The 24,124-nt window shown below is 59.9% G+C and carries 22 protein-coding genes; 15 read left to right on the top strand and 7 right to left on the bottom strand.

Annotated elements, in window-relative coordinates:
• Nucleotides 1-13 precede the first annotated feature (13 nt).
• Nucleotides 14-457 (bottom strand): Lrp/AsnC family transcriptional regulator, encoded by a 444-nt coding sequence (locus FIV38_RS18570; protein WP_070994865.1) that lies wholly within the window; start codon nucleotides 455-457, stop codon nucleotides 14-16.
• Nucleotides 458-588: 131 nt separating this feature from the next.
• Between FIV38_RS18570 and FIV38_RS18565 the strand changes: the two genes are divergently transcribed.
• Nucleotides 589-1,497 (top strand): DMT family transporter, encoded by a 909-nt coding sequence (locus FIV38_RS18565; protein WP_092236673.1) that lies wholly within the window; start codon nucleotides 589-591, stop codon nucleotides 1,495-1,497.
• A gap of 38 nt (nucleotides 1,498-1,535) precedes the next feature.
• Here FIV38_RS18565 and FIV38_RS18560 read toward each other — a convergent pair whose 3' ends face one another.
• On the bottom strand, nucleotides 1,536-3,539 hold the full coding sequence (locus FIV38_RS18560) for a peptidase U32 family protein (protein WP_092236674.1): 2,004 nt from the start codon (nucleotides 3,537-3,539) through the stop codon (nucleotides 1,536-1,538).
• 94 nt (nucleotides 3,540-3,633) lie between these two features.
• Nucleotides 3,634-4,014 (bottom strand): RidA family protein, encoded by a 381-nt coding sequence (locus FIV38_RS18555; protein ID WP_092236676.1) that lies wholly within the window; start codon nucleotides 4,012-4,014, stop codon nucleotides 3,634-3,636.
• Nucleotides 4,015-4,154: 140 nt separating this feature from the next.
• Here FIV38_RS18555 and FIV38_RS18550 point away from each other — a divergent pair, with 140 nt between their 5' ends.
• Nucleotides 4,155-4,625: a VOC family protein gene (locus FIV38_RS18550; RefSeq protein ID WP_092236679.1), complete on the top strand. Its 471-nt coding sequence runs from the start codon at nucleotides 4,155-4,157 to the stop codon at nucleotides 4,623-4,625.
• 81 nt (nucleotides 4,626-4,706) lie between these two features.
• On the opposite strand, the gene FIV38_RS18545 is transcribed toward FIV38_RS18550, so the two are convergent.
• A complete protein-coding gene (locus FIV38_RS18545; protein ID WP_208602582.1) occupies nucleotides 4,707-5,366 on the bottom strand; it encodes a TetR/AcrR family transcriptional regulator in 660 nt (219 codons plus the stop codon).
• 114 nt (nucleotides 5,367-5,480) lie between these two features.
• On the opposite strand from FIV38_RS18545, the gene FIV38_RS18540 reads away from it, so the two are divergent.
• Both FIV38_RS18540 and FIV38_RS18535 read left to right on the top strand, forming a co-directional pair.
• Nucleotides 5,481-5,861 carry a lysozyme inhibitor LprI family protein gene (locus FIV38_RS18540; RefSeq protein ID WP_092236684.1) on the top strand — a complete coding sequence of 127 codons (381 nt, stop codon included), beginning with the start codon at nucleotides 5,481-5,483 and terminating at the stop codon, nucleotides 5,859-5,861.
• Entirely contained in the window at nucleotides 5,861-6,490 is a 630-nt protein-coding gene (locus FIV38_RS18535) for a dTMP kinase (RefSeq protein WP_092237459.1), read from the top strand. Before FIV38_RS18540 ends, FIV38_RS18535 begins: the two co-directional genes overlap by 1 nt.
• A gap of 143 nt (nucleotides 6,491-6,633) precedes the next feature.
• Here the strand turns inward: FIV38_RS18535 and FIV38_RS18530 are convergent, their stop codons facing one another.
• From FIV38_RS18530 to FIV38_RS18520, 3 genes are all read right to left on the bottom strand, one after another.
• Nucleotides 6,634-7,209: a hypothetical protein gene (locus FIV38_RS18530; protein ID WP_092236686.1), complete on the bottom strand. Its 576-nt coding sequence runs from the start codon at nucleotides 7,207-7,209 to the stop codon at nucleotides 6,634-6,636.
• Between the two features lie 696 nt (nucleotides 7,210-7,905).
• Nucleotides 7,906-8,085 (bottom strand): hypothetical protein, encoded by a 180-nt coding sequence (locus FIV38_RS18525; RefSeq protein ID WP_070994861.1) that lies wholly within the window; start codon nucleotides 8,083-8,085, stop codon nucleotides 7,906-7,908.
• A gap of 249 nt (nucleotides 8,086-8,334) precedes the next feature.
• Nucleotides 8,335-9,114: a FadR/GntR family transcriptional regulator gene (locus FIV38_RS18520; protein WP_092236688.1), complete on the bottom strand. Its 780-nt coding sequence runs from the start codon at nucleotides 9,112-9,114 to the stop codon at nucleotides 8,335-8,337.
• A 165-nt stretch (nucleotides 9,115-9,279) separates the two neighbouring features.
• Here FIV38_RS18520 and FIV38_RS18515 point away from each other — a divergent pair, with 165 nt between their 5' ends.
• From FIV38_RS18515 to FIV38_RS18465, 11 genes are all read left to right on the top strand, one after another.
• A complete protein-coding gene (locus FIV38_RS18515) occupies nucleotides 9,280-10,590 on the top strand; it encodes an MFS transporter (RefSeq protein ID WP_092236690.1) in 1,311 nt (436 codons plus the stop codon).
• Nucleotides 10,591-10,605: 15 nt separating this feature from the next.
• Nucleotides 10,606-11,580: a D-erythronate dehydrogenase gene (gene denD / locus FIV38_RS18510; RefSeq protein ID WP_092236694.1), complete on the top strand. Its 975-nt coding sequence runs from the start codon at nucleotides 10,606-10,608 to the stop codon at nucleotides 11,578-11,580.
• Between the two features lie 20 nt (nucleotides 11,581-11,600).
• Nucleotides 11,601-12,893 carry a 3-oxo-tetronate kinase gene (otnK, locus tag FIV38_RS18505; RefSeq protein ID WP_092236695.1) on the top strand — a complete coding sequence of 431 codons (1,293 nt, stop codon included), beginning with the start codon at nucleotides 11,601-11,603 and terminating at the stop codon, nucleotides 12,891-12,893.
• Nucleotides 12,890-13,528 carry a 3-oxo-tetronate 4-phosphate decarboxylase gene (gene otnC, locus FIV38_RS18500; RefSeq protein ID WP_092236697.1) on the top strand — a complete coding sequence of 213 codons (639 nt, stop codon included), beginning with the start codon at nucleotides 12,890-12,892 and terminating at the stop codon, nucleotides 13,526-13,528. The genes otnK and otnC overlap by 4 nt, the downstream gene beginning before the upstream one ends.
• A 39-nt stretch (nucleotides 13,529-13,567) precedes the next feature.
• Complete coding sequence (otnI, locus tag FIV38_RS18495) at nucleotides 13,568-14,374, top strand: 2-oxo-tetronate isomerase (RefSeq protein WP_092236699.1); 807 nt, start codon at nucleotides 13,568-13,570, stop codon at nucleotides 14,372-14,374.
• Between the two features lie 88 nt (nucleotides 14,375-14,462).
• Nucleotides 14,463-14,957, top strand: coding sequence for a DUF4019 domain-containing protein (locus FIV38_RS18490; RefSeq protein WP_092236701.1), 495 nt, complete (start codon nucleotides 14,463-14,465; stop codon nucleotides 14,955-14,957).
• A 100-nt stretch (nucleotides 14,958-15,057) separates the two neighbouring features.
• On the top strand, nucleotides 15,058-15,783 hold the full coding sequence (locus FIV38_RS18485) for a fimbrial biogenesis chaperone (RefSeq protein ID WP_092236703.1): 726 nt from the start codon (nucleotides 15,058-15,060) through the stop codon (nucleotides 15,781-15,783).
• Between the two features lie 23 nt (nucleotides 15,784-15,806).
• Complete coding sequence (locus tag FIV38_RS18480; RefSeq protein ID WP_092236705.1) at nucleotides 15,807-16,793, top strand: fimbrial protein; 987 nt, start codon at nucleotides 15,807-15,809, stop codon at nucleotides 16,791-16,793.
• A gap of 64 nt (nucleotides 16,794-16,857) precedes the next feature.
• Entirely contained in the window at nucleotides 16,858-19,668 is a 2,811-nt protein-coding gene (locus tag FIV38_RS18475) for an ATP-binding protein (protein WP_092236706.1), read from the top strand.
• Nucleotides 19,655-20,848: a response regulator cyclic di-GMP phosphodiesterase PvrR gene (pvrR, locus tag FIV38_RS18470; RefSeq protein WP_029291689.1), complete on the top strand. Its 1,194-nt coding sequence runs from the start codon at nucleotides 19,655-19,657 to the stop codon at nucleotides 20,846-20,848. Before FIV38_RS18475 ends, pvrR begins: the two co-directional genes overlap by 14 nt.
• An 82-nt stretch (nucleotides 20,849-20,930) precedes the next feature.
• A complete protein-coding gene (locus tag FIV38_RS18465; RefSeq protein WP_092236707.1) occupies nucleotides 20,931-24,113 on the top strand; it encodes a hybrid sensor histidine kinase/response regulator in 3,183 nt (1,060 codons plus the stop codon).
• Nucleotides 24,114-24,124: the final 11 nt, after the last annotated feature.

Genomic DNA, 24,124 nt, shown 5'->3' with positions numbered 1-24,124 from the left:
CTTTAACAGAGCGTCACTGGCCCGCTAACGGCGGCAGCCGGCGCTTGACCGGGGTTTTCTTGACAATGGCGGTGTTGGTTTCGGCGTAAGCGTTGAGACGATCGAGCAAGGTATCCAACTGGTCCATGGTGCGTACGTGCAGTCGGGCGATAAAGCAGTCGTCGCCAGTGACTTTGTCGCACTCGGTAAACTCCGGAATCGCCTGGATCTGCCGTTCCACCTCCTGCAATTGGCCGGGCAGGGGGCGGATACGTACGATGGCTTGCAACAAATAGCCAAAGTGTTTCGGGTCGATATCCACGGTGTAGCCCTTGAGGACTCCGCGCTCCTCCAGGCGTCGCAAACGTTCGCCCACGCTGGGGGAGGACAGGCCGGTAATGCCCGCCAGGGTCTTGAGCGAGCAGCGCGAGTCGTCCATCAGGGCGGCGATCAGTTGTTGGTCGATAACATCAATCATCCTGGGCTCCTTAAGCAGATTTGCTGTTTTGCCTAATAAGAATAGGTAAGGATCACCTTTTACCTTCTGCAGGCGCTGGAGCCTGATTGGCGCAGGTTGCCATAATTTAGCCTCATTCGAGGAGCTAAATCATGGACACATCCATACGTCGCGGCTCGTGGGAAATGGTCGGCGCCATGCTGATCTCCGGCACCATTGGCTGGTTTGTACTGGTGTCTGGGGTGGCGGTCATCGAAGTGGTGTTCTGGCGTTGCGTCATCGGCGGCCCGACTCTGCTGCTGGTGTGCTGGCGGCTGGGGTATTTGCGGGGCGGATGGTTGAATTACTCGACACTCGGCTGGGCGATGTTGAGCGGCGTGGCCATTGTCGGTAATTGGCTGTTGCTGTTTGCGTCTTATGCCAAGGCCTCCATTGCGATCAGCACCGCGGTCTATAACGTGCAGCCGTTCATGCTGGTGATGCTCGCGGCGTTGTTTCTTGGCGAAAAGATCACCGCACAGAAGCTCGTCTGGTTGAGTGTGGCTTTCGTGGGCATGCTGGCGATTGTCAGTGCCCATGGCGAGCAGCAGGGCAGTGGTGATCATTACCTGTTGGGCGTGGTGCAGGCGATAGGCGCGGCGTTTTTGTATGCCGTCGCTGCGCTGATCATCAAACGTCTGAAGGCCGTGCCGCCGCACCTACTGGCACTGATTCAAGTGACTACCGGCGCGGTGCTGCTGGTGCCGCTGGTCTCGTGGCAAAGCCTATCGGCGCCCGTCGATGCCTGGGCCGCGCTGTTGACGCTGGGCGTGGTGCATACCGGCCTGATGTACGTGCTGCTGTATGGCGCGATTCAAAAACTGCCGACGGCATTGACCGGGGCGCTGTCGTTCATCTACCCGGTTGCGGCGATCCTGGTTGACTGGATGGCCTACGGGCATCGCTTGGGCTGGGCACAGTGGTTGGGGGTTGCGGCGATATTGCTGGCGGCGGCGGGGTTGCAGCGGGGTTGGTGGTGGCGTGTCAAGCCAGAGTTGGCGCCATCCAAACGCCCCCTTTAGGCGCCGGCGAACCGGCACCTACAGGGACGTGGGTTTACTCAATGTGGCGCGCGGGGGATGGTCTTGAGCAGGTCGGCCGGGCTGATATGCCCCACGACCTGCTGCTGCACACCGCTGCCCGGCAACGGCAGGTCGAGGATATGGCCTTTGATCTTGCCCACCACGTGCATTTCGCAAGGCTTGCAGTCGAACTTCAGGGTCAACACCTCATCGCCGTGAATCAGCTGCATCGGTGCAACCTTGGTGCGTACGCCGGTCACGCCCTTGGCCTGCTTGGGGCACAGGTTGAAGGAGAAGCGCAGGCAATGCTTGGTGATCATCACCGGCACTTCACCGGTTTCTTCGTGGGCCTCGTAGGCCGCGTCGATCAATTTCACGCCATGGCGGTGATAGAAATCGCGAGCCTTCTGGTTGTAGACGTTGGCCAGGAACGACAGGTGCGACTCCGGGTACACCGGTGGTGGCGTGGTTTCAGCTTTGCGACCTCCACGGGGATGGGCCTCGACACGGGCCACTGTCAGCGCTTCGATCACATCACGGCGCAGGGCCTTGAGCTGTGAGTTGGGGATGAAGTACGCCTGCGGCGCATCCAGTTCGATGGCCGTGGCGTGATACTGGGTGGTGCCCAGTTGGCCGAGCAGGTCGCGCAAGGTATCCAGCGCCTGTTCCGGTTTGTTGGCTACGCCGAACGGGCCGGGCAGGGTGGTGCTGGCACTCACCCCCTCTTCACTGGTGGCGGTCAGTTGCAGTTGGTCTTCGCGCAGGCAGACTTGCCAGGACACACCAATCCGGCGCTCGGCGGAGGTCTTGAGCAGCGCTTGCTGCCAGTTGTGGTCCAGGTTGCGGTTGAGCGGGTGGTTGGGCCGCAACTGGTGCAGGCCCGCCGGCATCTCGTTGGGCTCGACGCGGTAGCGGTAGCGCTTCTCGCCATCTTCTTCGAACTCACCCTTGGGCTCGGCGATATTGGCGCGGAAACCCACGACTTCACGCTTGATCAGCACGTTCAAACCGTCACCGTTGGACAGCTGCTCATGGGTGATGACCTGCAAGTCGCGCTTGCCGGCCTTTTCCACCACGCCGACTGGCAGGCCGGTAAAGGTTGGGGTGTCGAAGGCACCGATATCGATCTTGCGATCACTGACGAAGTAGTCGGTACTGCCACGGTGGAAGGTCTTTTCCGGGTCCGGCAGGAAGAAATGCGCGGTGCGGCCGCTGGAGGCGCGAGCCAGGTCGGGGCGGTCCTCAAGGATCTCGTCCAGGCGCTGGCGGTAATAGGCGGTGATGTTCTTCACATAGCCCATGTCCTTGTAGCGGCCTTCGATCTTGAACGAGCGCACGCCGGCCTCTACCAGGGCGCGCAGGTTGGCGCTCTGGTTGTTGTCTTTCATCGACAACAGGTGTTTTTCAAAGGCGACAACACGACCCTGGTCGTCCTTGAGGGTGTAGGGCAGGCGGCAGGCCTGGGAGCAATCGCCACGGTTGGCGCTGCGGCCATTTTGCGCATGGGAAATATTGCACTGCCCGGAGAACGCCACGCACAACGCGCCGTGAATGAAGAACTCGATGGCGGCATCGGTTTCATCGGCAATCGCGCGGATTTCCTGCAGGTTCAGCTCGCGGGCCAGCACCAGTTGGGAGAATCCGGCCTGATCGAGGAACTTGGCCCGGGCCAGGGTGCGGATGTCGGTCTGGGTGCTGGCATGCAGTTCGATGGGCGGGATATCCAGCTCCATCACGCCCAGGTCCTGGACGATCAGTGCATCAACCCCTGCATCGTGCAACTGGTGGATCAGCTTGCGGGCCGGCTCCAGTTCATCGTCATGCAAGATGGTGTTGATGGTGGTGAACACCCGGGCGTGATAACGACGGGCGAATTCCACCAGTTGGGCGATCTCGCTCACGTCGTTGCAGGCGTTGTGGCGCGCACCGAAGCTTGGGCCGCCGATGTACACAGCGTCGGCGCCGTGCAGGATAGCCTCGCGCGCGATGGAGACATCGCGGGCAGGGCTGAGCAATTCCAGATGATGCTTGGGCAAGGACATAGTTTTTTTAGTCAGGCTTGTCACGGTTGAGGTGCGCATTGTAGCCGTGAATCGCCGGGTGGGCACCCGCTGGATGCCCAATGGTGCGCAGTGCTCAGCCTTTGGCTGCCATCGCTGTGACTTCAACTCGCATGCCTTCGACCGCCAACGACGCCACGCCTACGGCCGCGCGTACTGGCCAGGGTTTGGCAAAGAACCGCTTGTACACCTCGTTGAATGCGGCGCGGTCGGCCATGTCGGTGAGGTAGATGGTCAAGTGCATGACCCGGTCCATGCTGCTGCCGGCGCGTTCGAGCGCGACCTTGAGGGCTTGCAGGGTGCATTCGCTTTGCGCGGTGATATCGCCTAGTTCCAGGCTGCCATCGGCGCGCACCGGGATTTGCGTGGAGACCAGGATGCCGTTGAAGCCGATGACGTCGGAAGAAATCGAGTCGGGGTCGAGGTCGGGGGTGAAGCTGAGGTCGTGGTTGGCCATGGGGAACCCTAGAAGAATGATCAGCGTGATAGTAAACCGTCCGCACAAGTTATCGGTTGATAAATTACCTCTTGAAATAAGATATCGGATGATAAAATATGCATCTGCAACGTCTCTGATCCGTAACGCCTGGAGGGAACATGGGAGTACTAGCGCTCGACCATTTCACCATTCGCACCGAACAGTGGGGCAAGACCGCCGAGTTTTTTGAACGCGTGATTGGCTTGTCATCCGGGCCCCGTCCGGATTTTCGTTTTCCCGGCTGCTGGATGTACGCCGGTGGCCGTCCACTCCTGCATATCGCCAGTGTGGTGGGCGGTGACAAGGATCTGCAGGCTTATCTGGGTAACAAGCAGGGGGGTTACGGGTCGGGCTGTCTCGATCATGTATCGCTACGTTGCGAAGGGCTGGAATCTGTCCAGGTCCGTCTGCAATCGATGGGCATTGCCTTTCGTGAACGGGTCATTCCACAGATGGGTGAGCACCAGCTGTTTCTCGAAGACCCCAATGGGATCACCATCGAGATGATCTTTGACTACGTGCCGGGGGCCCGGATTGTCGGCCAGGCCATGGCCAGCCTCGACATTGGCCAGTCGCAGGAAGGAAGCTGATGACCCCTCACGGATGATCTGGACCAACCCGGTCATACCCATGGATGGCTTTTGCCTGGTATCTGTTCGCGGAAATAGACATCACGGGAGTTGGTCGCAATGCAGGGCGCCATCGAGGAAGGCATTGACCCGCAGCGCAATCAGCTGCGGAAGATCCTCAGGGACGGGCAACTGATACACCCATTTACGCACCCCCAAGTAAAAGAAGCTGCTGTGGAAACCCCACAGCACTTCGATCTCATGGCTCAACGCCTGCTCGTCCAGCGGGGTGTTCAGTTGCTTCTGATGGCGCAGTTCTTCAATGATCGTCAGGAACACCGTTTCGTGCAGTTGCTTGAGATAGCGCTGGTTGAGTTGCGGGTCCTGCAAGCCGGCATACAGAAAGATCCGCACCCATTCATTGCTCAGAATGGTCCGGGTGTAACCGATAAAGTAATCAATCAGCCGCTCCCTTAAAGGACGCGTACGGTCCTTGAGCTGCTGCTCCAGTTCGGGGTCCCAGCGGCTCATGAACACCTGCTGGTAAACCTGCTCGATCAATAATTGCTTGCTGGGAAAGTAGCGATAGAGCAGGGGTTGGGTCACCTGCAGTCCCTCGGCCAACTCACGGGTAGTGAGTGCGAAGCCTTTCTGGGCGAAGAGGGTGATCGCCCGTTCGACCATCTGCTGCTGCCGATCGGCGGCCGTGAGATTTCTTCGGCCTGGCGTGGTCGCCTTGTTGCTAACGCTGATTTTTGCCATTGTCGACCTATGCAGTGCCACCTATAGAAAGCGTGCAAGAATCATACGCGTTGCAGCCGCCACCGTGGGCCCTTACCACGACGCTCATTCACATCCTCACAGGGACACCATTATATGCATTCAATCACCCGGGCGGCGCTGTTGTCAGTGGCCGTGCTTGCCGCAGGTTTGACCGTCAGCGCACAAGCCCAGACCGGACCTTCGTTCAAGTGCAGCGCGAACATGACCAGCTCCGTGGAGACACTGATTTGCAGCAGCGAAGGGCTTGCCTCCCTGGATCGCCAAATGGCGAGCACCTACAGCGCTGCACTGAAAAAGGCCGGTAGCCAGGCCAAGATGCTCAAGGCTGAACAACGTGGCTGGATCAAGGGGCGCAACGACTGCTGGAAGGCTGACGACAAACAGGCGTGCATTCGTGACAGTTACAACCAGCGCCTGACCGAACTCCAGAAGGGTTATGGCGTGGTCACGTCTACGCCCGCAAGCCAGAAATGATCAAGCGTCCGCTGTTTGTTTCTGTAGACGGGCCCAAGGGAACCGGCAAAACCACGCTGTTGGAAGCCGTTACAACAGTACTAAGGGCAGACAACAAAAAAGTAATCCGGCTGTGCGAGAAAAAAAGCGATCCCCATCGGGGGCAAACAATGATCCTCGTTAACCAACTGGTCAGGAATCCCTCACGGAACTTGGAGTGGGAGGTGTGTGAGCGCCTCGCTGATAGCCGGGCATGGATTTCCCGGCACGTCATTGCTCAACAGCCACCCGGCAGCATTGTGTTGATTGATCGCTGGTACCCGTCCGATGCCGCGTTCCGGCGCACAATCCCGTTTGCAGAAATCCTACAGTTGAACATCGATCGGAATGTGCAAGTACCCGACCTGCATATCGGGATTGTCACCGCTCCTGATATCTCCTGGGCACGGGCAGCGGCACGACGGCGCGGCTTGAACAGCACTGTGATCCATCTGTTGGAAGAACATGTGGCATGTACCAACGCGTTCGAGCGTGCGATTGAAAATCATGGCTGGGTGTTATGCCGTAATGAGGGAACGCTCGAAAGCGCAACGGCGCAGGTGGTTTCTGAGATTTATAAGGCGCTTATATGCAGAGGGGCGGACGGTTGACTGGAGGAAGCTGGGGGCGTGGAAGTGATCGCAGGTGTCGGGTGGAGGTTGAAGTGTGTATTACGTGATTTAACATAATATACATTATGCGTACCTCACTATGGAGGCTTGGGGGCCGGCGGTGGTCAGATTTGAAGCCACGCTCATGACGGATCGGCCTGCTCGGCAGCCTTGGGTTGGAAATCAGCCGGCGTCATTCCATAGCAGACAATGAATACGTCCTGGCAATCTTGATCGCGGTACCACTGCACAACGTTCTCGATCATGGTGTCCAGGACGCGAATCAGCGTGTCGCTATATCCTTTGCGCGATCTGGCCTCGTATGGATATCGGGCGTTTGTGAAAACATTACGGTAACGCTCGATCCATTCTTCCTCATGGTCGAATCGAAGTCGCGACCGGATATCAGCAGGCACCGCATAAAAAAGCGTGAGTAGATCGTGCTTATCAACGCGTTTGTCATCAGCAGCAATCTTGCCAGCGTGCTGCAGCTCGCGATGAGCGTCATTGATCAACTTGAGGTCTAAGTCATACGTTTCATTGACCTGACCATGGTTGCCGCTGGGCCGGGCGACGAAGCTTTTCAACAAAATCTCCATACCGATCGCTGCATTGACCTGGGCAACAGCCATCATGTCGTACCCAGTAAGCAAGTATTTCGCGGCCTCACAATAACGGTAAGCGCTTTCGATCATCCAAGGTGTAAGGTGCTGCTGCATCAAAATTCTCCATAATTTGAGCTACCCTAGCTCATTCTTGAACGCTAGCGTGCATGCATGAACGTTAGCGATCATGCATGACCTACCCCTAGGTCACCAGATGAGCTACCCTCCTCCTTATAATTCATTAAAGGCATAACTAAACTAAATGACTATTTAGTTTAGTTATAGTTCAACCGAGTCGGAACCGATTACCTACTCTATTTTTCACGGTGAAAAGCAGATCGAGCGCCGGAGGAATCGACCTCAAATTTAGCGGCTAAATCAACAAGGTGTCAGGCGATCAATGCATCCCTCCTCCCCTATTTGCCCTATGAATGTTGCCGTAGGATTGGTCAAGTCCTCGCGCTGACGCGCTGCGGGCATGCCCGCTCCTACGGGTTCTGAATGATTGAGGCAACCTGCCCTCAAATCCTCATCCTCTGGCCCAGCTTGCTGCCTGGCGATGTTACAGCAACCCACACCTCATGTTTGGCGATGGCCACCGATTGGACACGTGCTGCAAGACGCTCATTATTCCCAGAGGCCGCCGCAATACCGATCCAACCAAATCGCCCCAAGTGTTCCGTACGCAAAGAAACCCCGCCCGAATCTTATAGATCACCGGAGGTTTACTCTGCGTACGCAATATTGGCCAAGTTGCCGGATATTTGCGTGAATGCTTCGTGTGGCTCAACGCCGGATGGCGGCACCTTGTCACTCAATGGGTTTAACGGGAGTCGTTGTAACACCAGCCACGCTTGCACTATTCCCCATATCGGGACGCAGTTCAGCCTTGCCATTCAAGAAGTCCAACGCGCGTTGCCGCTCAACAGCCGTCATGGCAGCGAGCCTGGTCGAAATAGCCTTCAGTTCATCGTCGTAGATCTTATTCATGTTCGTTCTCCTCATAGACACCACAAGGTGCTGGAAACCCGATGTTCCGGGCATTCCAGGGTTGTGGCTACTGTAGGAACTACTAGTTTTTTAGCGCTTTTGACGATAGTGGTTATTTCCATATTCAACAATCGCATAGCTGGTAATGTGGGTGTGTGCCCTACTCTTTATATCTCAATAGCTTATAAGTAAAATTAATAACTATTTAGTTTAGTTATAATGCCCCACTCACATTCCCAAGCTCAAACACTAAACCTTCCTCGCCCCCGGACTCTGCCAAAACGACGGATCCGCACTTTTAAGTCGCTCTACCGCATTATTGATATGCTCCAGCGCCGCTTGCCGTGCGCCTTCTGGATCACGCGCGGCAATGGCCGCGTAAACGGCAAAGTGCTCGGCCCGGACGGTCTTGGCCAGGTCTCGGCGCCGCTCTTCGTTGGAGCGTGTGATGCGGATCGCCTCTTTGATGAATTGCGCGATGAATTCGTGCAATGACGGGTACAACGGATTGCCGGTCGCCTTGGAAATGGAGTGATGAAACGCCAAGTCTTCCTCAACCCCGTCGCGGCTCCCCTGCTCCGCTGCATCAATGGCCTTGAGCGCTTGGTGGATGGCTTCCAGTTGCGCCGGTGAGTGTCGCTGGGCCGCCAATGCCGCCGCCTCGCCTTCGATGCCGCGGCGCAGTTCGGTGACTCTCAATACCGCCTCGATCGACCCGCCGACATCCAAGTCAATCGTGAATGCCTTGATGTGTGCCCCTTCGCTGACCACCGTACCGCTGCCCTGGCGGACCTCGACCAGGCCGGCCGACTTCAGGCGCGAAATGGCCTCGCGGATGACCGTGCGGCTGACGCCAAAACGCTGCGAAAGTACCGGTTCGGTGGGCAGGCGATGCCCTGGCAGCGCTTCGCCGCTGGCGATATAGGCCTTGAGGGCCGCCGTCACCTGATCGGACAGTGTGCCCTTGGCGGAGTCCTTCAGGGTACCCAGCGTATCGGCACTACAGGAGGATTTGTCAGGAGTGGGCATAGACGACTCTGGCTCAAATCTGTGAAAGGTACTGCATTTTAGACCCGCCGTCCTCTCTGGATTTAGTCGTTGAATTCGTATGACGTATTATGATAAAAAACGCCCCATCATGTAATCCGACACAAACAACGCCACCCACTATAAAAATAAGGATGGGGGAAACACATGACTGAATCAGTGATTCAAACCAGTGCCGTCGTACCCGCAGATCGCTTCGAGAACCTGGCGTATCGCAAAGTGGCGTGGCGGATCATGCCGCTGTTGTTGCTGTGCTACCTGGTCGCCTACCTGGATCGGGTAAACGTCGGTTTCGCCAAGTTGCAGATGTCTGACGATCTGCAATTTTCCGAAGCCGTCTATGGCCTCGGCGCAGGGATTTTCTTCATTGCCTACTTCCTCGTCGAGGTGCCCAGCAACCTGATCCTGCATCGTGTCGGCGCGCGGTTGTGGATCGCACGCATCATGATCACCTGGGGCATCATCTCCTCGGCCATGGCCCTGGTGACGACGCCGACATCCTTCTACATCATGCGTTTCCTGCTCGGGATCGCCGAGGCCGGGTTCTATCCGGGGGTCATCCTCTACCTGTCCTATTGGTTCCCGACCCACCGCCGCGGCAAGATGTACGCGCTGTTCGCCACCGCCGTGCCGCTGTCCGGGCTGATAGGCGCGCCGTTGTCCGGCTGGATCATGAGCGCCTTCAACGGGGTTCATGGATATGCGGGCTGGCAATGGTTGTTTTTCCTCGAAGGGCTACCCTCGATTGCTGTCGGCTTCCTGGTGGTTTTCTGCCTCAGCGACCGGATCTCCAGCGCTGGCTGGCTCACCCGTGAAGAAAAAACCCTGCTGCAGGCGCGCATTGACGCAGAAGCCATCGGCCACCAGAAACACAGCCTCAAAGAGGTGTTCCTGCAGCCGCGTATCTGGCTGTTGACGGCCATCTACTTCTGCATGATCGCCGGTTTCTACACCGTCGGTTTCTGGTTGCCAACCCTTATCCGCCAGGCCGGTGTCAGCGATGTGTTCGAAGTGGGCATGCTCACCGCCATCCCTTACGCCGCCGCTGCTCTGACCATGATCCTGGTTTCGCGCAGTGCCGACCGGTTGCGCGAACGACGCTGGCACCTGGCGTTGACCGCCGTGCTCGGTGGCATCGGCCTGTTCATCTCTGCGACCTGGAGCGACAACTTCACGGTGTCGATGATCGGCCTGACCCTGGGTTCGATGGGCGCCATGAGCACCCTGCCGCTGTTCTGGAGCCTGCCGACTGCGTTCCTTGGCGGTACGGCGGCGGCTGCCGGGATCGCCTTGATCAACTCCTGGGGCAACCTGGCGGGCTTCGTCTCGCCCTACCTGATGGGCTTCCTCAAGGACCTGACCCACAGCACCACAATCGGCATGTATGTGATGGCAAGCGCACTGTTCCTCGGCGCCCTGCTGGTCTTCAGAATTCCCGGAAAACTCGTCAACCGCTGACGTTTGGAGTAACTCATGAATATTCTCGTGACCGGTGCAGCCGGCTTCCTTGGCCGCCGCCTGATCGAAGCGCTGCTGCTGCGTGGTTCGCTCACCGACCGCACGGGCCAGTCCCGGCCCATCGAGCAGATTGTCGCGTTCGACATGGTCGAACTGACGGGGATCAATGACCCCCGGGTAAAAGTGGTGTGTGGCGATATCGCCAACGCCCACGTGCTCGAGCGCTTGATCGATGCCAATACCGACAGCATTTTCCATCTAGCTGCGGTGGTTTCCAGCCAGGCCGAAGCCGATTTTGAACTGGGCATGCGCATCAACTTCAGTGCAACCCAGCACATGTTGGAGCGCGTGCGCCAGCTTGGCACATGCCCAAAATGGGTGATGACCAGCTCCGTCGCGGTGTTCGGCGGGCAGTTGCCGGAACAGGTGCCAGATAACCAGGTATGGGCGCCACAAAGCTCCTACGGCACACAAAAAGCCATGAACGACCTGCTACTTGCCGATTACAGCCGGCGTGCGTTCGTCGACGGTCGCAGCCTGCGCATGCCGACCATCGTCGTGCGCCCGGGCAAGCCAAACCTTGCAGCCTCCAGCTTCGCCAGCGGTATCATCCGCGAACCGCTCAACGGCCAGACCAGCGTCTGCCCGGTACCGCTCGACACCCGGCTCTGGCTGATGTCGCCTGCACAGGCCATTCGCAACCTGATCCATGGCCATGAACTGGGTAGCGAGCAGTTGACGGAGGGCCGCGTGATCAACATGCCGGGCCTGTCGATCACGGTAGAGCGCATGATCGACGCCCTGCGCCAGACAGCCGGCGCGCAAGTGGCCGAACGCATTCGCCTGGAACCCAATCAGGCGATCGAGCGCATCGTCGGTTCCTGGCCGGGCGCGTTTTGTGCCGCCTACTCCCGGGACCTGGGCTTCACCGCGGATGAGCGTTTCACCGATGTGATCGAGCAGTTCATCCATGAATACCAGCCCGGTTAAACCCGCTTGAGGAGTTCGACATGTTGAATGCCCCTGCCCGGCCGCTGCTGGGTTGCATCGCCGACGACTTCACCGGTGCCACCGACCTTGCCAACATGCTGGTACGCGGCGGCATGCGCACGGTGCAAAGCATCGGCATTCCCGCTGCCGATGTTGCCGACCAACTCAATGCCGACGCGATTGTCATCGCCCTGAAATCGCGCACGGTACCGGCCGCCGATGCCGTCGAGGACTCACTCCAAGCGCTGCACTGGCTGCGTGAACGTGGCTGTGAACAGATATTCTTCAAATACTGTTCAACCTTCGACTCAACGGCGGCCGGCAATATCGGCCAGGTCAGCGAAGCCTTGCTGCAGGCCCTTGGCAGCGATTTCACCCTTGCCTGCCCCGCCTTCCCGGAAAACGGCCGCACGGTTTTTCGTGGGCATTTGTTCGTTCAAGACCAATTGCTCAGCGAGTCGGGCATGCAGCATCACCCATTGACGCCCATGACAGACGCAAACCTGGTTCGCGTGCTGCAAGCGCAGACCCAAGGCAAGGTCGGCCTGTTGCGCCACGACAGCGTGTCCGCCGGCGTGGAGAGCATACGCGCGCGCATTGCTCAACTGCGCGCCGACGGTGTCAGCATGGCTGTCGCCGACGCCCTGTGTGATACCGATCTCTATCTGCTGGGCGAAGCCTGTGCGGACTTGCCGCTGCTCACCGGCGGTTCCGGGTTGGCGCTGGGCCTGCCGGGCAACTTCCGGCGTGCCGGCAAGCTGCGCGACCTCGACGCCGCGCACGTGCCCGTGGTCCAAGGCGCGGCGGTGGTACTTGCGGGGAGCGCTTCCCAGGCCACCCTGGGCCAGATCGCGAACTGGCTGCAGGCAGGTCGTCCGGCGATGCGGGTCGACCCGCTAGCGTTGGCGGCGGGAAAGCCGGTGGTTGAGGACGCACTGGCCTTCGCTGCCGACCATGCGCAAACTGTGCTGATCTACGCCACCAACACGGCCGACGAGGTCAAGGCGGTCCAGCGCGAGCTGGGCGCCGAGCGTGCGGGGCATTTGGTCGAGCAAGCCATGGGGCGGATCGCCAGCGGTCTGCGCGAGGCCGGCGTACGGCGCTTTGTGGTCGCCGGCGGGGAAACCTCGGGCGCCGTGGTCCAGGCGCTGAATATCCAGCTATTGCAGATTGGAGCGCAAATCGACCCTGGAGTACCCGCCTGCGTCAGCACGCCCGGGGAACCGCTGGCGCTGGCACTCAAGTCGGGCAATTTCGGCGGTGTGGACTTCTTCGACAAGGCTCTCAAGCAACTGGCAGGAGTTCCGGCATGAGCAACGAAAACACCCTGCGTGAAGAGATCTGTGACGTTGGCGCTTCGTTGTATACCCGTGGCTACACGGTGGGCAGCGCCGGCAACATCAGTGCGCGGTTGGACGACGGCTGGCTGATCACCCCCACGGACGCCTGCCTGGGGCGCCTCGACCCGGCGGCGATAGCCAAGGTCAGCCTGGCCGGGGACTGGGTCAGCGGTGACAAGCCTTCCAAGACGCTGGCGCTGCACCGTCAAGTCTACGATCGCAACCCCGGGGTTGGCGGCGTGGTCCACACCCACTCCACTCACCTGGTGGCGCTGACCCTGGCCGGCGTCTGGCAGGAGGATATGATCCTGCCGCCGTTGACGCCTTATCAAGTGATGAAAGTCGGGCGCATTCCGCAGATCGCCTATGAACGTCCCGGTTCCCCCAAGGTCGCCGAGCGCGTGGCGCAGTTGGCTAACCTGGTGCGCGGTGTAATGCTTGAACGCCTGGGGCCGGTGATCTGGGAAAGCTCAGTGTCCAAGGCCAGCTACGCCCTGGAAGAGCTGGAAGAAACCGCACGCCTCTGGTTGATGAACCAGCCACGACCGACTCCCCTGCCTCAGTCGGCACTGGATGAGTTGCACGAGGTCTTTGGGGTTCAGTGGTAACCCAGGCCATACGATTGATTTTTCACCGCAGGAGTCTTCATGCCTCGTTTCGCTGCCAACCTCAGCATGCTTTACCCCGAACATGATTTTCTCGACCGTTTTGCCGCCGCCGCTAGCGATGGTTTCCGGGCCGTGGAATACATGTTCCCCTACGCTTATCCCGCGCAGCAACTCAAGCAGCGGCTTGACGACAATGGCTTGGTCCAGGCCCTGTTCAACGCGCCGCCCGGCGATATCGCGGCAGGGGAAAAAGGCACCGCATCCTTGCCCGGCCGCGAATCGGAGTTTCGCGCAGGTTTCGATCAGGCCCTGGAATATGCCGCCGTCCTGGGCAACGACCGCATTCACGTAATGGCCGGGCTGCTGGCAGACGAGGCCGATCGCGCCAGGCACCAGCAGACCTACCTGGAGAACCTCGACTACGCAGCGACCCAGGCCGCCAAAATCGGCGTCACCGTACTGCTGGAACCGATCAATACCCGGGACATCCCGGGCTTTTTCCTCAACCACCAGCATCAGGCGCACGCCATCTGCAAAGCGGTCGGCCACGCCAACCTGAAAGTCCAATTCGATATCTACCATTGCCAGATCGTCGAAGGCGACGTGGCGACGACGCTGCGCCGGGATTTCGCCGACATCGGCCATATCCAGATTGCGGGCGTGCCGGATCGCCACGAACCGGACCTGCACAACGAGTTGAACTACCCCTATTTGTTCGAGCTGATTGACCAGTTGGGCTACACCGGCTGGGTGGGTTGCGAATACCGGCCACGGGGCAACACATCCCAAGGTTTGCAATGGCTGCGCGATTGGCAGGTACGCTCGATTCAAGGCAGCCCAAGCTGAGATCGGTTTTTTAACCCGGCCCATGGCAACGCGTCCAAAGCTCGTCTTTACTCGTCCCAACGGATGAAGGCGCCCCTGGAGGTTTTGCATGAAGCTGTTGGCGATTGTGCTGTGCAGTGTGGTGCTGCTTGGCGGCTGCGATATCAGTTTCAACAACAGCACGCCCAAGGTCATGGCGTCCGATCCGGGGACACCGCAACAGCAACAGCAGGTATTGGATACTGCAGTGGTGTTCTTGGAGCTACTGGATGCGGGTAAGGCCGACCGGACCTGGCCAGCCGTCAGCCCGGTGCTGCAGGCGAAAACCTCCGAGTTGGTATGGGTCAATGGGCTCAAGGCCCTGCGCCTTGGTTTGGGGACACTGCACAAACGGGAACCGGCTGCCATTGGCTTTACCGAGCAGATGCCTGATGCGCCCGCCGGTAAATACGCGCTTATCGAGTTCGCCTCGACGTTCTCCACCACCACCGTCCGGGAAAAGGTGGTGTTTCGCAACGATGACCAGCAATGGCGTGTGGTGGGGTATTTCTTTAACAAGAGCGTCACTTTCGGTGGCGACCAGCAGAAAGCGTCCCAGCCCTGATTTTGGCTTTTAAGAATCGCCTGAGAGAATCCCCAGCCCCCAACTCCTACCATGCACCCCGAAGCCACTGCGAACATACCCAGGAAAGCTACGGGCCCTCATGTCATCACTCAACCACTGGCCATTGTGCCGTCCCTTGCTCTGGATCAGCGCGCTGGTTGCAGCGCTGCTGGCCCTGGCGCCCTGCGCGCAGGCGGCGGTCAAGATTGAAGGCACGCGCCTGATCTACTTTGGCCAATTCAAAGAAGCCAGCATCAATATCGTCAATCAGTCCCCCAGCGAATTGGTGGTGCAAAGCTGGGTCACTCGGGACAACGATGATGCAACCCAGGCGGTGCCCTTCGCCGTGGTCCAGCCGCTGGTTCGCCTGGATGCTCAACAGCATCACCTGCTGCGCATTCTGTACGCCGGCGAAGGCTTGCCCGGCGACGTGGAGTCGATGTTCCTGCTCAACGTCATGGAAATCCCGCTGAAACCGGAAACCGCCGACAGTGTGCAATTTGCCGTGCGCCAGCGTCTCAAGCTGTTCTATCGCCCGCCAGGGCTTGCAGGAAGTTCGTCCGAGGCCGTGCAGCAATTGGTGTGGAGCCGCACCGATGCGCAATCGGTAACCGTCACCAATCCCAGTGCGTTTCATCTGTCCCTGGTGGATGTGCAGAGCGATTCCGGCGGCCAGGTTCAAGCGTTGGAGGACTACGTATTGCTCAAGCCCGGGGAACGCAAGGTCTTCAGCACCAAGGCCCCCATCAGCGCCGGGAGCCAAATCAACTTTACCGAAATCACCGATATCGGCTTGCAGGCCCGCCATCGCGCGGCCCTCAAGTGATGGATCGCGGGGAATACCGACCTATGTCACCTCTTAAATACCTGCTCGTGGCCACCCTGTTTGCCTGCGCCGCCCTCCCCGCTACCAGCTACGCGCTGGCCTGCCGGGTGGACGGTAGCGGCTCGATCGCCGACACCGCTCCCCTGGGCACCGCATTGGCCGTGGCGGCCGATGCGCCAGATGGCACGATTATCTGGGAGTCCGGCCCTCGCTCGGTCAATGTGATCTGCGCAGACGACTACTTGCATGGGCGCGAGGAAGTGTATTTCTACTTGAACCCGGCAAGCGTCAGCATCGGCCAGGGTATTCGCGCCGGGATTCGCTATAACTCGGTGCCCATCACCCAAAGCAGCGGCAAGTACGGTACTGGGTTCTACTCCGACCGCGGTTGCACCCTGGCAAGTTGCGTGGGTTGGGACAAGGCCCGGTTCACCCTCAACTTCAGCGTATTTATCGAGAAGTTTGGTACCACCCCACAAAACGGCCAGGCCAGTACCCTGTCGCAATACCGGGTGTTTCAACTGGACGGTATTACCGGTCTCAACAACCGCCCCAACAGCAACCTCAACTACATCGTCACCGGCGTGAACGACATACGCTTCGTGCCCTGCACGCCCGACCTGACGATTACGCCCAATGTGGTGAGCTTCCCCAAGCCCTCGCGCAAGGCGCAGATCGGCGAAGTGGCCAGCACCGCAGCCTTCAGCTTGAGCCTGCGCAAAGCCTGCGATACCCCGTATACGGTGAGCGCGCGCTTCGCTACCACCCCGGGCGGCGGGAACGTGGTCAATGGCTTGTTGGTGCCCACCAACAACAGTTCCGTGGGCATCGCGTTGTCCTGGGACTATACGAACCAGAACCTGCCCTTCAATGAGTGGTTCCCCCTGGCCCAGATGAAGGGGGCCAACCAGACCACCCGCCAGGACTTCAGGGCGGACCTGAAGTGGCGCACCCTGCCCGTTCCCGGCGCGTTCGATGCGGCGGTCGTGGTCGATATGTTCTACAAGTAGATACGTGGCTGCTTTTAAGGATCGTCTTATGCCCAGGCGCTGGGTGGCCGATTAAAATCCGCCGATGCGATTTAAAAGTTATCTGCTGCAGATCAATCCCGTCCTTTCCCGCCCCGAAGCAGCCAGAAGGCTGCTTCGTCTTTTCGCCGCCGTGTTATTGGTCGGCATCTTGAGCGGTGTCTACACGTTCCTGCTGTCCACCTTCAACAATGACATCTCCCAGCGGCGTGGCTATATGAGTAGCGCCATTGCCGAGGCTCATACCTTCTTCACCACCCGTGAAGCACTGCTCGAAAGCCTGAGCCTGTCAGCGGTACGCAAATCCACCCAGGCCAAGGCCCAGGCTTACCCGGCCTCCAGCGAAGAGCAGCGCCTGCAGCTGGGCAATGCCCCAGGCCATCAGTGGAGCATCTGGCTGACTTCGCGCATGCGCAGTTACCTGAAGACCAAGCAGGTCAACCTGCTCTACGTGACCGCCGGCCCGGATCCGCAACTGACCCGGCTCTATGACTCGACGCCGCAGGTACTGCCGTTTTCCAAGTGCATGCTCAACCGCCTCCGGGCGTTGAAGCAACACAACCCACTGGACCCCGGCGAACTCTGGCTCAGCGACCAAACCGAGGGGCACTCCCACCTCTACCTGTTCATTTTGCTGGATGAGCGCGATCCCGACTCCGGCTGGCTGGGCCTGGAGATGGAAAGCCAGGAAGTCTCCACAACCCTCAATGACCAGAGCGCGGGCGAGTTCATGATGCTCAACTCCCAGGGCATGCTGGTATTTACCAATAGCCATGACCCACGGCTGGACCAGTCCCTGCTCAAGCCCAAGGGCGAGAATTTTTTCGGCTTTGTCGGCGATGGCCTGGTGCCGGATCACCTGGTGATTCGCAAGCAACTGAAATCGTCGGACTGGCAACTGATGTACACGATCAACCTGCGCGATGTGGTGCGGGGGTTGTGGCGCGAGCTGCTCGGGTCGCTGGTGTTTTGCCTGTTCAGCGTCACGCTGATCTGGCTGGTGATGCGCCGGGTCAATCAACGCTTCATCATCCCGTCAATCAATGGCATCCAGGCGCTGATTGAAAGCGAAGCCTTCGGGCGCGATGTGATCCAGACCGCGCCGGTGGCCCTGTGTGTGCTGCGGCGCACCGACGGCCAGGTGGTACTGGAAAACACCCTGGCCCAGCAGTGGCTGGGCACCGGCCTGGAGCGTGAAACCCTCTGCGCCGGCTGGATCCGCCAGGCATTCGAGGGTGAGCCCTCCGGGCACTGTGACTACTTCGAGACCCTCGACGGCCGCCACCTTTACCTCAGCAGTGCACCCACCCGCTATAGGGGCGAGGATGTGCTGTTTTGTGCATTCAGCGACATCAGCGCGCGCAAGCAGGTGGAAGCGGCCCTGGAAGAAGCCCGGCAATCGGCCGACGCTGCGAATGCCGCGAAAACCCTGTTCCTGGCGACCATGAGTCACGAAATCCGTACACCGCTGTACGGCGTGCTGGGCACCCTGGAACTGTTGGCCCGCACCCAGCTCGATGCCCAGCAAAAAGACTATCTGCATGCCATAGAGGGTTCTTCGGCCACCTTGCTGCAACTGATCTGCGATGTGCTGGATGTATCGAAAATCGAGGCCGGGCAATTGGCACTGGAACTGAGCGAGTTCTCGCCCCTGGACCTGGTCAATGAAATCATCCAGGGCTACGCCGCGGCCGCAATGGGCAAGGGGTTGCAGCTGTACGCCTGCTTTGACCCCAAGTTACCCGAGCGGCTGAGGGGCGATGTCACCCGCCTGCGGCAGATCCTCAACAACCTGTTGAGCAACGCGGTGAAGTTCACCGACTACGGGCGCGTGGTGCTGCGGGTCAAGTTGCTTGACCGCGACGACGAGCGCTCCAGCGTGTTGTGGCAAGTGTCCGACACCGGCAAAGGCATTGCCCAGGAAGACCAGGCGATGATTTTCGAGCCGTTCTATCAAAGCGAAGGCAACACCAACGTCGTCGCCGGTACCGGGCTCGGCTTGCCGATTTGCCAGCGCCTGACGCAATTGATGAATGGGCATATCCGCATGGTCAGCGAACTGGGCCTGGGCAGCAGTTTCAGCCTCACCCTGCCCCTCGAAGTGGCGCCCTGCGCGCCCATGAGCAGCTTGCTCGCCGAGACCGTCTACGTGGTTTCGCCCATTCCCGAACTCGCTCAATCCATCAGCGGTTGGCTGCGTCGCTGGGGCGCCCGAGCCCAGACTGGCCAGCCCACCCACCCCGACGGGCAACTGCTGCTGGAGCTGCATCCCGGCACTATCGAACAGCCCCTGGTGCCCGACTGGCCGGGGCCGGTGATCCTGGTCAGTGGCAACAGCAGCAATGGCCAGCATGCCGAGACCGGCGTGTGGCATGCCAACCTCAACCAGTTGAGCGCCATTCACCAGGCGGTCAGCCAGGCCCAGGGATTGTGGGTCGCCCGGGTCGACGAGCAGGTGCAAAAGCGCGAGTTGCGCAAGCTCGACCTGCATGTGCTGGTGGCTGAGGACAACGTTATCAATCAACTGATTTTGCGTGACCAGCTTGAGGAACTTGGGTGCACCGTGGAGTTGGCCTGCGATGGTCATGAAGCGCTGCAGTTGTGCAAGGCCTCACACTTCGACGTGGTACTGACGGATGTGAATATGCCCAGAGTCAACGGCTATGAATTAGCCAGGGAGTTGCGCAGCCAAGGTTGCGCGCTGCCCATCATCGGCGCAACCGCCAACGCCATGCGCGGCGAGGCAGACTTGTGCCTGGCCGCCGGAATGAACCATTGCCTGGTCAAACCCTTTGCGTTGCTGGCCCTCTTCAACTACCTGGAGCCCTACACACGGATCCCCCATGAAGCCCTATAGTATTTTGATCGTCGAGGACCATCCCCTGCAGCACCTGTACCTGCAGAACCTGCTCAATGAATTGGGCGACTTCATGCTGGAGTCCGCCCAGGATGGAAACGAAGCACTGGAGCGCTTGCGCCAGCGTGATTTCGACCTGGTGCTGACCGATCTGCTGATGCCGGGCATGGACGGTGTGCAATTTATCCAGAGCCTGGCGACCCTGCGTTGCAAGCCTGCCCTGGCCATCATGAGTGCCGCCTCCCGGCGTATGTTGATGGCGGCCAGCCTGGTGGCGAAAAATCTCGATGTGAAAGTCATCGGCCTGATTTCCAAGCCAGTCGCAGCCGACGCCTTGCGCAGCCTGGTCAGCCAGCTCAACCACAAAGACCGCAGCCCCTCCCCCGCGCCTGCCACGCCGCCGGCGATTGACCGGCACACACTCCTCCAGGCCATGGGCAACGGGCAGATCCAGGCCTGGTTCCAACCGAAAAAATCCTTGGCCAACGGCCGGATTGTCGCCGCTGAAGCGCTGGTGCGGTGGATGAACCCCGAGCAAGGGGTGATGTTGCCCGCCGCGTTTCTGCCGGCGATCAAGACCTTCGACCTGGAAGAACGCCTGCTATGGCTGGTGCTCAAACAGGCGATCCTGGCCCAGGAACGCTGGCGCCAGCGCGGGTATGAGATTCCAGTGTCGATCAATTTGCCGACCCACCTGCTCAATAGCCATGACTTGGCAGACCGCCTGCTGGCGTTCGTCCTCGACCACCAAGGCATCCCGGGGATGATCTGCTTCGAGCTGATGGAATGCTCGGTGCCCCAGGACATCAGCAACTTCTACGCCGGCGCCTGCCGCCTGCGCATCAAGGGTTTCGGCCTGTCCCAGGATGATTTCGGCAAGGGCTACAGCTCTTACCTGAACCTGGTCTCGACCCCGTTTACCGAACTCAAGATCGACCAGGCGCTGGTGCAGGGCTGCCATGACAACGAAGGCATGACCTCGGCCCTGGCGAGCATCATCGCACTGGGCCGCAAACTCGGGCTGACGGTGGTGGCCGAAGGTGTGGAGACGCCCCAGCAACTGGCGTTGCTACGCAAAATCGACTGCACCCAGGTGCAGGGTTTTCTGATCTCCCACGCGGTCTCCTCAGAACAATTTCAACAACTGTTGAACAATGATGGCCCAGCGACATCTCATTAGCCCCCGGCTCGGATTTGTCTAACCTGTATAAGGAGTAAACTCCATCCAGCGCCGATTTCTCAGCCGCCTGCGAAAACCATCAATGAAGCACAACAACGCGATCCTGGAAGCATTCACCCGCAGCTCACTGCGCTTGAACAAAGGGCTGATGGGCGTGCTCGGCGTCGCGTTGTTGCTGGCAGGCACCAGTTACTGGGCGTTGCAGCGGATCATCGATGAGCAGCACGCCGCGGTGGGGTTTCATTTTGCCCGGCTGATGGAAAATATCCAGGAACAGGAAACCTTCCTCCGGACCCTGGCGCAGCCGGCGATCCAACGGGACTTGATCAGCGACAAGAACACCCAGGCCAGCCTCCAGAGCCATCGCCTGGACATGCACAACACCCGCTATGAAGGTCGTGAGTTCGCCTTTTCGGTGCCCTTCAGTGCACAGTTCGAGGCGCAACGGGTCACGCCTGGCGAGCAGCAGAAGATCTTTGCCCTGGGGGTGCACCTGGCCAGTTACTACAGCGCGTACTGGTCATCGTCGCCCTACGCATCGCCCCACGTCTTTATCCTCAACCGCCTGGTCAACTACCACATTGCGGTGCCTGCGGTCGGCTACCAACGCGGCGGCACAACCCCGTTCAACGGCCCCACGGCCGAACAGGCCGACGCGGTGCAGCAAAGGCTCGAGCAGTTGCCCCGGGTAGACGACAGACTTTACTGGGAAACCTATACCCCAACCGGGAAAGCCTCCGGGGCTCCGCAGTTGTTGGCGTATATCGGCATCCCCCTGAACCCTCAGATTTTGCGCGCGGGTCAAGGCACTAACCAGGTGATGGTTGCCACGCTGCTGGATATGGCACACGTCAACGATGTGGAACGCACCATGGAGTCGTCCATCTACGATCGATTCACCCTGATCTCCCCTGCCGGGCAGACGCTGACGGGGCCTCAGGTCCGCGCCTCTGCCTTGGGTGAAGGGCTGAATATTCGCGCCAACGGGCTGGAGTTCAAAATCACCCACGACGCCCAGTCGCAGTGGACCGCAATCTACGGGATCAGCTACAAGCATTTTTTCCGCTATGCCCTGTGGCCACTGACCAGCCTGGTGCTGTTTCTGTGTGCCGTACTGGCGATTGTCTGGGCCGGCAACCGCTGGTACCGCAAGCAAGTGATCCATCCGGCGCGCCAGGCCCATGAGCGGATTGCCGAAAGCGTGGCATTCAGCCGGGTGATTATCGACACCGCGCCTACCGGCCTGTGTGTGGTGGGCCGCGCGGATGGCCAGGTGCTGATCGAGAACCAGCGCGCCCAACAATGGCCGGGCACCGCCAGGTTGGTGGCGGCCCTCAGCCGCTTCCAGGACAGCGCCGACAGTGGCGAAACCCACCTGGAAATCGAAGGCCGGCACCTGCAGGTCGGTTTCGTGTCGACCCGTTATCAAGGCCAGGATGTGCGGCTTTATGCGTTCAACGACGTGACCCGGCATATTGAAGACGCCCTGGCCCTGGAAGATGCCCGGCGCGCCGCCGATGCGGCCAATGAAGCCAAGACGCTGTTCCTGGCAACCATGAGCCATGAAATCCGCACACCGTTGTACGGCGTGCTCGGCACCCTGGAATTGCTCGGGTTGACGACCCTGGACCCGCGCCAGAAAACCTACCTGCACACCATCCAACGCTCATCTGCCACGTTGTTCCAACTGATCAGTGATGTGCTCGACGTGTCGAAAATCGAATCCGGGCAGATGGCAATCGAGTCCATCGAGTTTTGCCCCCTGGACATGCTCGAAGACACCTTGCACACCTACGCCGCCTTCGCCCAGCGCAAGGGCCTGCAACTGTATGGCTGCATCGATGCGCAGTTGCCCGACTGTGTGGTCGGCGACCCGATGCGGATCCGCCAGATCCTCAACAACCTGGTGAGCAATGCGCTCAAATTTACTGACATAGGACGCGTGGTGATTCGGGCCCGGGCGCTTCGCCGGGGGGCCGATAAGGTGGACCTGGAGTGGCAAGTGACCGACTCTGGCGTGGGCATCAGCCAGGCGCAGCAAGCCAAGCTGTTCGACTTGTTCTACCAGGCACCAGACACCGCTGGCCAAGGCGGTGCCGGGCTGGGCCTGCCGATATGCCGCTGGCTCGCCGAAATGATGGATGGCCAGATCAAGGTCGTCAGCGAGCCCGGCCTGGGTAGCAGTTTCACCTTGAAAATGAGCTTGCCGATAGGCCGTGGCGAGCTGCCCGGACTTCCCCTTCTTGAGCCGAGCGCGACGCCGGTCTATGTACAGGCGCCAGTGCGCGAGTTGGCCGAAGCGCTGTGCGACTGGCTCGGGCGCCTGGGTATCCAGGCCTCGGTGGCAACGCTGCCCCTGGCCTCACAGAATGCGCAGGCCGTACTGGTCGACATGTTGCCCGCCGGGCCGCGATTGTCCTGGGCCGGGCCGCGCGTCTTGTGTGTGCCGGGTGCACACAGCCCACCGCTGTATACGGCCCAGGGCTGGGAAGTGGATATGCATGATGTGCGTGCCATTGCGTCGGTGGTCTCGCTGGCGCAGCAGGGTAAGCAGGAAGCCGTGCAGCACGCCGAACAACAGAGCGCCGGGCAGTTGCAACTGCGCATTCTGGTGGCCGAGGACAACCCGGTAAACCAGGCCATCATCCAGGAGCAACTGGAAGCGCTGGGCTGTACGGTTACCTTGGCAGACAATGGCGAGCAGGCCATGCACCTGTGGCAACCCCAGGCCTTCGACCTGGTGCTGACCGACGTCAACATGCCCTTGATGAATGGCTACGAACTGGCCCGCACCCTCAGGGAACATGACCCGCAATTACCGATCATCGGTGTCACCGCCAATGCCATGCGCGAAGAAGGCATGCGTTGCCTGGCAGTCGGGATGAATGCGTGGCTGGTCAAGCCCTTGAGCCTGCAAACCCTGCGCGCGCAATTGATCAAGCTGTGCCGGCCGACGGTACGCGTCTTGCCGGCGGTGATCGACACGGTGCAGATGTCAGAAAAAATGCGCCCGCTGTTTGTCAGCAGCGTACAGCACGATCTGCAGCGCATCAGCGCCGCACTTGAGCAACGCGATTGCCGGCGCCTGGCCGAAACCTTGCACTCGGTGGCCGGGGCCCTGGGCGCGGTGCAGGCGCTGGACCTGGCCCAGGCGTGTGTCGAACTGGAAAGCCAGTTGGCCAGCGGCCGGCTCAATCCCGCGCTGGAAATGCGCATAAACCAGGTCAGCAGTAGGCTTTCAGCCTTGCTCAGCGTGCAGCCATGAGCCCTCCTCAC

Source organism: Pseudomonas proteolytica (assembly GCF_007858275.1).
In the GTDB taxonomy this organism is placed as follows: domain Bacteria; phylum Pseudomonadota; class Gammaproteobacteria; order Pseudomonadales; family Pseudomonadaceae; genus Aquipseudomonas; species Aquipseudomonas proteolytica.
The sequence above is the reverse complement of the archived record's forward strand: the minus strand, read 5'-3'. Positions and strand labels throughout refer to the sequence as shown.